Annotated in this window: 9 protein-coding genes, 1 pseudogene and 1 other annotated feature; of the genes and pseudogenes, 5 read left to right on the forward strand and 5 right to left on the reverse strand. The window is 38.8% G+C overall.

The window, feature by feature from the left end; translation table 11 throughout:
* Positions 1–2: 2 nt before the first annotated feature.
* Both DD627_RS04130 and DD627_RS04135 read right to left on the reverse strand, forming a co-directional pair.
* Positions 3–596, reverse strand: a complete 594-nt coding sequence (locus DD627_RS04130) for a hypothetical protein (RefSeq protein ID WP_057784837.1) — start codon at positions 594–596, stop codon at positions 3–5.
* Between the two features lie 118 nt (positions 597–714).
* The gene (locus DD627_RS04135; RefSeq protein ID WP_260274262.1) at positions 715–1731 is read right to left on the reverse strand and encodes a tagatose 1,6-diphosphate aldolase; all 1017 of its coding nucleotides are present in this window, start codon (positions 1729–1731) and stop codon (positions 715–717) included.
* Positions 1732–1917: 186 nt separating this feature from the next.
* Between DD627_RS04135 and DD627_RS04140 the strand changes: the two genes are divergently transcribed.
* The gene (locus DD627_RS04140) at positions 1918–2370 is read left to right on the forward strand and encodes an ASCH domain-containing protein (RefSeq protein WP_057784835.1); all 453 of its coding nucleotides are present in this window, start codon (positions 1918–1920) and stop codon (positions 2368–2370) included.
* On the opposite strand, the gene DD627_RS04145 is transcribed toward DD627_RS04140, so the two are convergent.
* Positions 2367–2867: a methylated-DNA--[protein]-cysteine S-methyltransferase gene (locus tag DD627_RS04145; RefSeq protein WP_057784834.1), complete on the reverse strand. Its 501-nt coding sequence runs from the start codon at positions 2865–2867 to the stop codon at positions 2367–2369. The genes DD627_RS04140 and DD627_RS04145 overlap by 4 nt on opposite strands.
* Before the next feature lie 116 nt (positions 2868–2983).
* Between DD627_RS04145 and DD627_RS04150 the strand changes: the two are divergent.
* The 3 genes and pseudogenes from DD627_RS04150 (at position 2984) to tyrS (ending at position 5564) form a co-directional block, all read left to right on the forward strand.
* Positions 2984–3693: pseudogene (locus tag DD627_RS04150) on the forward strand (AzlC family ABC transporter permease).
* Entirely contained in the window at positions 3678–4004 is a 327-nt protein-coding gene (locus tag DD627_RS04155; RefSeq protein WP_260274260.1) for an AzlD domain-containing protein, read from the forward strand. Before DD627_RS04150 ends, DD627_RS04155 begins: the two are co-directional and overlap by 16 nt.
* A gap of 47 nt (positions 4005–4051) precedes the next feature.
* Positions 4052–4253, forward strand: a binding site (T-box leader).
* 57 nt (positions 4254–4310) lie between these two features.
* Positions 4311–5564, forward strand: a complete 1254-nt coding sequence (gene tyrS / locus DD627_RS04160; RefSeq protein ID WP_068805056.1) for a tyrosine--tRNA ligase — start codon at positions 4311–4313, stop codon at positions 5562–5564.
* Between the two features lie 485 nt (positions 5565–6049).
* On the opposite strand, the gene DD627_RS04165 is transcribed toward tyrS, so the two are convergent.
* Positions 6050–6376 (reverse strand): inorganic diphosphatase, encoded by a 327-nt coding sequence (locus DD627_RS04165; protein ID WP_057784830.1) that lies wholly within the window; start codon positions 6374–6376, stop codon positions 6050–6052.
* Between the two features lie 218 nt (positions 6377–6594).
* The gene (locus DD627_RS04170; protein ID WP_260268002.1) at positions 6595–7500 is read right to left on the reverse strand and encodes a LysR family transcriptional regulator; all 906 of its coding nucleotides are present in this window, start codon (positions 7498–7500) and stop codon (positions 6595–6597) included.
* Between the two features lie 161 nt (positions 7501–7661).
* On the opposite strand from DD627_RS04170, the gene DD627_RS04175 reads away from it, so the two are divergent.
* Entirely contained in the window at positions 7662–8855 is a 1194-nt protein-coding gene (locus DD627_RS04175; RefSeq protein ID WP_057784828.1) for an aminotransferase-like domain-containing protein, read from the forward strand.
* The last annotated feature ends 261 nt before the right edge of the window (positions 8856–9116 follow it).

Raw genomic sequence — 9116 nt, forward strand, 5'->3', positions numbered from 1 at the left:
TGTCAATTGGTCATAAGTTGATAGGGCTCTTCTTCTGGATTAAAAGTAGTTGCCAACCAACTTAGTGACGTATCTTTCACCAAGTTTTCGTAACCTATCCGAGCAATGTGGTCATTCATATCTTGTAAACTTTGCCCACTTCCGAACTTTTTGAGATTCATCGGATCATTGACGGTAGTGTGATCGAAAATTGGTGATGCCAACAAAATGGCCGCCGGCAATGGGGTTGGTGTGTCAAAGTAATATTGCGTGTCTGGAAACTCTAAAATAGAAATCGTGTTGTTAGAAACACGACCAGGGTAGTAAACAGCAAAGCCTCTCATGATGAAAACTGTTAATGACTTAAGGTCAGTAATCGGATAACTTTTATATAGATTACCCTCAATTATGATATCAATTTTGTCTTTGTCATAAGCCACGGTTGTTTTGGAACGCACTTTCGGTCGAGAAACTCGTTTTTTTAAAAGACTTTTCCCACCACGAGGATATTCTTCCCCATCAATCTGAATGTGGCACCAGGATAAAAACGGATCAACGCCATCTTTTTGTGGCTTAAACGTAATTTGAGATTTTAAAACATCAGCACTAATTTTCATAAAAATCTACTTCCTCTAAGAAATAAAAATGAATATGAAACCGTTTACTTGATATCACACCGATATCATAGCACCATTTGTTCAAAATAACAATCTAAATTGCGTTTATTCTAGATTTTTATAATTTAATTGTATTGTCAAAGAGCTCTAAATCTTTTTGACCTCCAAACCGATCGTACCAAGGAGTTGCATAGTTTTCGAGAATATCATTTAGATCAGTTAAGTTCTTGTTTCCAGTTGTTTCTAACCATTGATGGAGACCTTTTTCCCCTTCAGTAGCGTAGGCAGTGATGCCATCTTGGACTAAAGAATAGTCGGTCATCACACCAGAAAATTTTGCTCCAGCCTTTCCCGCAAATTTAACCGCAGTTCGAAAGGTTTCAACAGAATTATCACCAGTTTGAAAAATAAATGGCCGCGTGGTGGTGTCACTGGCTTCTTTCAACAATTTTGCGGCTTCACGTTGAGAATAAACAACGGTTGCATTGCTTTCTGCAAATCCTTCTGTGTAAGCAAAGTTAATTGGTGTTTCTATTTGAAGAATGTCAATGTGATATCGTTCTTTAGTTAATTCCTTAATGGTATCGATGACCAGATCAGGTTGCAATTTGGCGAACTCGGCGCTTGATTTATCAGAAACTTGATCATCATAAACAACGGGTTCCACAAAGAGGGGCAGATCAGCTGCTAAAGCTTCTGCGCCGACGCGTTCTAGTAGCGCAAGTTTTTGATCAGTTGTCTGTTCATCAGTGTGGGGATTGTAAACCACGCGAACTTTGACGCCATTCGTTTTGGCATGAACTAAACGATTTAAGGAAAGGTGGTCAGGTGTTTGATCGGATAACTCATAGACGGTGATTAGGCCAGTATCCTTGGATCGAGATTGCATGGCTTTAGTGCCCAGCGTTGGATCCAAAAGCACTCCGGAAACATTTGGTGATAAGAACTCTGATAAAATTTGCTTAAATTCGATGCATTGATCAACTTCAAATTGATGGCCGGCAGACTCTTCAGCAGTTTTCATCATCGCTTGAAATTTAGTTTGTTCACCTAATCCCAGAATGTTAATGGTGCCTTCGTCATCTGCTAGTTTTTGTAAGTTTTCAAATTTACCGCGTGATAATTTAGTTGTCATAAAAATAATCTCCTTATATTTAAGTTACCTGAATAAACCGTATCACACCAGACCGAAAGTTTAAATTAATTAGATGGTTAAGACCAGTCGCCATGAGGAAAAACGAATCAATTTTGTAGCACATTGATACGGACTTGAGGCGTGTAAAAATGCTATAATGGTAAAAATATTTAATGAGGTGATTTGGTGTCACATGAAGCTGAAATTAAAGCCTATTGGCAAACGTTTGTAAAGGAGCAGCAGTTAAATGGTGCTGTTTACAGTGCTTGGACGTTTGGCTCTACACCTGAGATGGCAAATGAACTTGCTGATTTGACATTCAGAGGTATAAAAACAGCCACAACTTCGGCATATGATTTATATGAAGAAGATGAGGCTTATCCGCAGGTCGGTGAATATAACATGATTTTGGATGGTCATGGTCATCCAGTTTGCATCACAAAAACACTCGCTGTGGAGGTCGTTCCTTATAAAAATGTAACCGCTGAACACGCGTACTACGAAGGCGAAGGTGATCGCACATTAGCTTATTGGCGTAAGGTCCATGAGGCATTTTTTAAGCAAGAATACAAAGAGGCTGGCAAAACATTTAGTGAAGATATGAACTGTCTTTGTGAACTTTTTGAAGTGGTAGGTTAACTTTGTTTTGTGCGCGCTTCAAGAGCTAACAGGTCACGTTTTAAAGGCAAACCACCATGATAACCACCAATTGAACCGTCTTTTCGCAATACACGATGACAAGGAATCACAATTTGATTGGGGTTTCTTCCGACTGCATTAGCAACCGCTCGAATGGCAGTTGGTCGGTGGATTTTTTCGGCTAATGCACTGTAAGTTGTCGTTTCTCCATAAGGAACATTGCAAAGAGCTTGCCAGACAGATTTTTGAAAAGGGGTTCCGTTGAACTCTACTGGTAGAGAGAATTTTTGCGATTCGCCGGTTAACAGTTTTTTAAGTGCTAGTGCGTAGGCATTGGTCTTAACCGAATTTTTCACTTTTTGAACGTGAGGAAAATAATGCTGCAGGTCATCTTCGCCATCAGTGTTCGAACTGACAAAAGCTAAACCGCGGTCACCTACTGCCAAAAGATAAGTGTAAGAGCCAACGGTGATGTGGTCGATATACAAGGTTTTCATAGGGGTGCCTCCTGAACAATAGTTTGTCTAAATTATAACAAATAAAACGTTTATAAATTGATTTTTTGTTAAAAAGGCTGTTGGCGGAAATAAAAGTGGGTAAGGGATGAACTTGAGTGAATGATAAACTAAATTTTGAAACAGGTGTTAAAGATGCGTTGCCAACTGTATTTGGGTACATTGGCATTGGTTTGGCGTTTGGAATTGTCGGAAAAACGAGTGGTTTGAGTGTTCTAGAAATTTTCTTGATGTCTTTAATTACATATGCTGGTTCGGCACAGTTCATCATGGTAAGTTTATTGCTGGTTGGCAGTTCAATTCCGTTTATCATGTTGTCTGTATTCTTAGTAAATGCGCGTTTTATCTTAATGAGTACCACGGTAGCTCAATATTTTCGCCAAGATTCGATTTGGCAAAACATTGGGATTGGTACTTTGCTAACAGATGAATCTTTCGCGTTAAGCATGAACAAACTTAATTTTACGAATCATCGTTTGACACCAAGCTGGTTTCACGGGGCCAATCTGGTTGCCTATCTCACATGGGCGTTGGCCACGGCAGCTGGTGGCATTCTTGGAAATTTGGTTGGTGATCCAAAAGCGTTTGGTCTTGATTTTGCCCTTGTGGCGATGTTTATCGGGCTTCTCTACCTGCAATGATTACCGATCGCAGCAAAGCATTTGGATTTCAGGTTGTCATGGTGGTCATTATTTGTGCGTTAATGTATGGCTTAACAATTTTCTTTTCTGATAATGTGGCGTTGATTGCCACGACATTGATTGGATGCTTTTTAGGAATGGTGGTGGAACAATGGCGATCACGATGAAAGTTATGTGGGCAATTATTGGCTGTGGCTTGGTTACATGGCTGTCGCGGGTAATTCCGTTTGTACTGGTTAAAAACTTCGATTTACCAAAGTGGTTGATTCGCTATTTGAGTTTTGTGCCCATTGTCATTATGACGGCGCTGATTATGGAAAACATTTTTACTCATCACGCTGGCTCGTTACCAACGGTCAATCTCGATAATTTGTTAGCAACTGTGCCCGCGTTTATCGCCGCCATTATTTCTAAAAGTTTGATTGTGATTGTGGTGGTCGGAATTATTTGTATGGCGCTGATTCGCCTAGTTTTGTAAAAAGATGCTTGACTTGCGAAATCAACTCTCTTAATATGTAATTAACATTAAAAGCATTGAGACAACCGAAGTAGCAGATTATCCAACATTTCAGAGATCTGGTGGGATTGCGAACCAGAATGTGATAATTGTGAATTACACTTGTTGAGCTTCTAATCCTAAATTAGCGATTCATCCCGTTATCGATGTTGAGTGATTACATTGAAATGTAATAACTTGGGTGGTAACGCGGAAAAATTCGTCCCTAGAGTCTTTATTGACTTTAGGGATTTTTTTTATATCAAAAATAATAAGGAGGACGATTACATGAATATTATTGATGAACTAAAATGGCGGGGTGCCGTCAATCAAACAACGGATGAAGAAGGATTACATGAACTTACAGATAAGAAACAAATTGGTTTATACTGCGGTGTTGATCCAACTGGTGATAGTTTGCATATTGGCCATTTGATTCCCTTTATGATGTTGAAACGATTCCAGCTTCAGGGTCACCATCCGGTAATTGTAATTGGTGGTGGAACTGGTGCCATTGGTGATCCTTCGGGTAAAAACTCTGAACGAGTTCTACAGACTATGGAGCAGGTTAAACATAATGAAGATGCGTTATCCGCACAAATGATCAAGCTGTTTGGGACGAAAAACTTTACTATCGTGAACAACTACGATTGGCTTTCAAAAATCTCTTTGTTAGATTTCTTGCGCGATTACGGTAAGTTATTTAATGTGAATACAATGTTGAATAAGGAAGTTGTCGCAAGTCGTTTGGAAGTAGGGATTTCATACACAGAGTTTACGTACCAGATTTTACAATCAATTGATTTCCTTCATCTATATAAACATGAAAATGTTCAGTTACAAATTGGTGGTGCTGATCAATGGGGTAATATTACTGCTGGAATTGATTTGATCCATAAAATTGAAGGTTCAGATACAGATGTGTTTGCGCTGACGATTCCATTAATGTTGAAAGCAGACGGGACTAAGTTTGGTAAGACGGCCGGTGGAGCTGTTTGGCTGGATCCTAAGAAGACGTCACCATATGAATTCTATCAATTCTGGATTAACCAGGATGATCGGGATGTAGTGAAATATTTGAAGTACTTCACATTCCTTGATGAAGACGAAATTAAGGCGTTGGCAGAAAAGGTACGTACGGAGCCTGAGAAGCGTGAGGCTCAGCGTCGTTTGGCAGAAGAAGTGACGGAATTTGTGCATGGCAAACAGGCGGTGGTTGAGGCACAGCATATTACTCAGGCTTTGTTCTCTGGTGAGGTGCAGGATTTAACTGCAGAAGAGATTGAACAGGGATTTAAGAATATGCCATCTGTTGAGGTTAGTGCTGAGAAGAAAAACATTATATTGTGGTTGGTTGATGATACGAAGATTGAGGCTTCGAGAAGACAGGCGCGAGAAGATGTAAAGAATGGTGCGATCTGGATTAATGGTGAAAAGGTGCAGGATGTGGATGCAGAGATTGATCCAAGTGCTCACTTTGAAGGGAAGTTTGTCATTGTCCGTCGTGGAAAGAAGAAGTATTTCTTGGTGCGAATTAAGTAGAGTGCGCGAGGCAAAATGGTAAGAGGCTGATTATAACCACGACGGATGCGGGATCGCAATCCCGCGGGAGTCGTGGTTATAATCAGCCTCTTATTTTGCCGAGCGGTCCTACTGATTAAACACCTAGAAATAATTTGAAATCTTTGCTCTTCTATATACAGAAGCTTTTCTAAAGATATGGGAAAATTCAAAAAAGCGTCAAATTATCTTAGGCAATGTGCTGTTTGATAATTTGGCGCTTTATGGGTATTTGGGATCGTACGTGTTTATTATTTTAATGTTAGATTTTATTAAAGGTAATAACTTCTTGCTAGTATTAAACGCACAGATTTTTCACCAATAAGAATAGGTAAAAGCATTTCAGAAATGGATATGTCAATTTAGCCTTAAAATGAACAGAGAAACTAAGACGATTCTGTTATCTGCCTAGTAAAGTCTGCTTAAACGCTCTAAATGCTACTATACTCATTTGAAAAGCAGCAGATTTACAGGATTTCTATTCTTGAGTTGAAATGCTTTTCTAAAAATTGGGTATTTTCAAAAATTTCTTTTTCGGATATTACTTCTTTTTCAGATGTAACTACCCATTTTGTCTCAACATCATCATCACGATGAATGATTGCGACAAGTATACCAGTAAAAGTTCCGATGGGAGTTTCTGCATTTTTTGATATCACATAGACATCCTGTTTTTCACCATCGCCGCCAATAATACCAGAAATATAGCCGTAGTTTAATGGATATACGTTTCCAAACTGATCCACATATCCTTTTGGTCTGTCGATTGTAACCTGCAGTTTTAATTTATTCATACTAAAGATCCTCCTCATATGTCACTCTTTGGGCCGCCCAATCAATCTATATCCACTAATTGTTTAACAGTGGATTGAACTTTGGTTTGTGAAAGTCTCACATGTTTATTTTTGAACAATATGGATCTTTTGAAAATAACAAATTTCACCATCCATATAAATATATCGTTGCACACCGGCCACAAGAGTTAACTTACAACCAGAGATTAGCTTTATGTTTATTTTGAACGATGCCCCAAGTAATCATCTTGATAGTGTTGGGTCAGGTAATCATGGATTTCGGTCATCATAAGTTTTGTAGAGGGGGATGCAGCTTGAGTTTTGTTGACACTGAGACAGATTGTGCGGTTGTATTGGTGTGAAAAGGGATAAACATTCACATCACCAGTCAACTTTTGCAGCGCTAGCTTAGGCAAAATTCCAAAACCCAGTCCACTTTCTACCATAGAAAGGATGGATTGATCATCGATTGAATAACTAATGGCTTTCGGGGCCACGTTGTATTGATCCAAAGTTTTCTTGGTATCACGATCATAGTCAATTTGTTGAAGAATAAAATGATAATCACCAATGTCATCGGTTGTAATATAAGTTTTGTTTTTGGGTACAAAGTTTGCTGGAGTGACGCAGTAGATAGGATCCTCGATTAGAGATTCTGTTTGAAGCTGCGAATCTACTGGAAGTGTGGCAAAGCCAATGTCGACAGAGCCAATGCGAGTCATTTCGGTAATTTCTGAAAAGGTCCCTTGGGTGATTGTCACCTCGACGCCAGGATATTTTTTCTTAAACCGGCGAATAATTGTGGGTAACCAGTTTATGCACACACTACTAAATGCGCCAATTCGAACGGTTCCTAAATTTAGACCACGGATTTGATCGGCAACTTGTTGCAACTGAGCCTCACTGTTTAAAATGTGCTGAATGACAGGTAAAATTTGTTGGCCATCTGGTGTCAGTTCCACACCAGTTCGGTTACGGATAAATAATGGAAATCCTAGTTCATGTTCTAATTGACTGATTGCATGACTGACTGCACTTGGGGTTACGTTTAGTATTTTTGCGGCTTGACCGAAATTGTTAGTGGTCACGACTTGAGCAAAAATCTCATATGAAAAATTAGCCATCTAATGCACTTCCTTCTATATATAAGTATGAAACGTAAATTTCAAATAGTTTAGTGATGAAAAGCATTCACGCTCTATTGAGAACGTTGAGTTTTACTTCATACTAAATAATTAGTATCATAGAGTCAATAAGGAAACCGAAAAAGTATGGAGGAATTGTAATGGAAGAAGAATTTGCTAGTCGAGTTTCGTTAACTTCAAAAAGTGGGTTGAATGCTATCTATCCAAGTAGAGATCCTGAAATGATTTCTTTTACGGGTGGCTTTCCTGATGCCAGCTTGTTTCCCAACCAAGAATTAGCAGAAAGTTTTCAAATTGCAGTTACTAACCAAAAGTCACCCTTACAGTATCAGGTGGGTGAGGAATCTGCTGAGCTGCGAAGCAAAATTGCTGATTTGTTGAATGCTGATGGCACAGTAACTTGTGCTAATCAGATTATGATGACACAAGGTGCCCAGCAAGGATTGGACTTAGTTGCTAAGCTTGTAATTAACAAAGGCGACGGTTTGGTTGTAGAAGGACCAACTTATATTGGCGCATTAGCTGCGTTTGATGCTTATGAACCAAATTACTTTTCCGTTAGCATGGAAGATGATGGGATGAATTTAACTGAACTAAAACGTATGCTAATTCAAAATTCCATAAAGCTTATCTATACGATTCCAGATTTTCAAAATCCTACTGGCATTGTAATGTCATTGGAAAAACGTCAGCAGTTAATTGAATTAGCTAACCGTTATGATGTTTTGATTTTGGAAGATGCTCCCTATCGCTGGCTAAGATACGAAGGGGAGCCATTACCTACATTGAAGTCAATGGACACACAAAATCGTGTAATTCAATTAGGAAGTTTTTCAAAAATCTTGGCTCCCGGATTGCGTTTGGGATGGTTATCAGCTGGTGGTCAAGTTTTTAATCGGCTGCAAGAATTGAAAGCTGGTGCGGATCTAGAGACTTCAAATATCATGATTCAAACAGTGAATGCTTATCTATCAAAGTATAGTTTGTCGAACCATCTAGAGAAGTTGCGAAAAAGTTATCGAATCAAACGGGATGCTATGATGAAAGCAATGCAACAATACATGCCAAACAATGTAAGTTATACGAAACCACAGGGTGGATTCTTCACTTGGATTACTGTTCCGGAGAATATCGACCTAGAAAGCATTCAAACAAAACAGTTAAAGCCCAGTTTTCATGTGATGGTGATTCCTTCAACCAATCTGTTTCCAGATAAATCACATAAAAATGGCGCGAGAGTTAGTTTTAGTAGCGTTTCTCTTTCACAAATTGATTTAGGCGTTCAACGACTAGGAAATGGCTTATCCGATGGGTATCAAAAGCAGTCAATCTGAAATTGGTATAGGTGAAAAACACGGTGATTTTCAGCAAAAAATGAAACAAATCAAAACAAATTTCAAAAAATGCTTGACGAAATGTTTATGACTTGGTATATTTATATACGTTGCCTGACGGAGAACAGCTTGCTTCTTCAAAAAAGAATTAAAAGTTTTTGTTGACAAGCTGCTAGCCAGATGATATACTAATAAAGTTATCGCAAAGGAAAAAGAAATTTTTCTTAAAAGACAATTGGTAGACCTTTGAAAACTGAACAA

The sequence above is a fragment of the Pediococcus sp. genome (assembly GCF_003533255.1).
Lineage (GTDB): Bacteria > Bacillota > Bacilli > Lactobacillales > Lactobacillaceae > Pediococcus > Pediococcus parvulus.

Bases quoted from the DNA above. Each gene is read 5' to 3' on its own strand.
- DD627_RS04130 (WP_057784837.1), bottom strand. From the start codon at position 596: ATGAAAATTAGTGCTGATGTTTTAAAATCTCAAATTACGTTTAAGCCA.
- DD627_RS04135 (WP_260274262.1), bottom strand. From the start codon at position 1,731: ATGACAACTAAATTATCACGCGGTAAATTTGAAAACTTACAAAAACTA.
- DD627_RS04145 (WP_057784834.1), bottom strand. From the start codon at position 2,867: ATGAAAACCTTGTATATCGACCACATCACCGTTGGCTCTTACACTTAT.
- DD627_RS04155 (WP_260274260.1), top strand. From the start codon at position 3,678: ATGGCGATCACGATGAAAGTTATGTGGGCAATTATTGGCTGTGGCTTG.
- tyrS (WP_068805056.1), top strand. From the start codon at position 4,311: ATGAATATTATTGATGAACTAAAATGGCGGGGTGCCGTCAATCAAACA.
- DD627_RS04165 (WP_057784830.1), bottom strand. From the start codon at position 6,376: ATGAATAAATTAAAACTGCAGGTTACAATCGACAGACCAAAAGGATAT.
- DD627_RS04170 (WP_260268002.1), bottom strand. From the start codon at position 7,500: ATGGCTAATTTTTCATATGAGATTTTTGCTCAAGTCGTGACCACTAAC.
- DD627_RS04175 (WP_057784828.1), top strand. From the start codon at position 7,662: ATGGAAGAAGAATTTGCTAGTCGAGTTTCGTTAACTTCAAAAAGTGGG.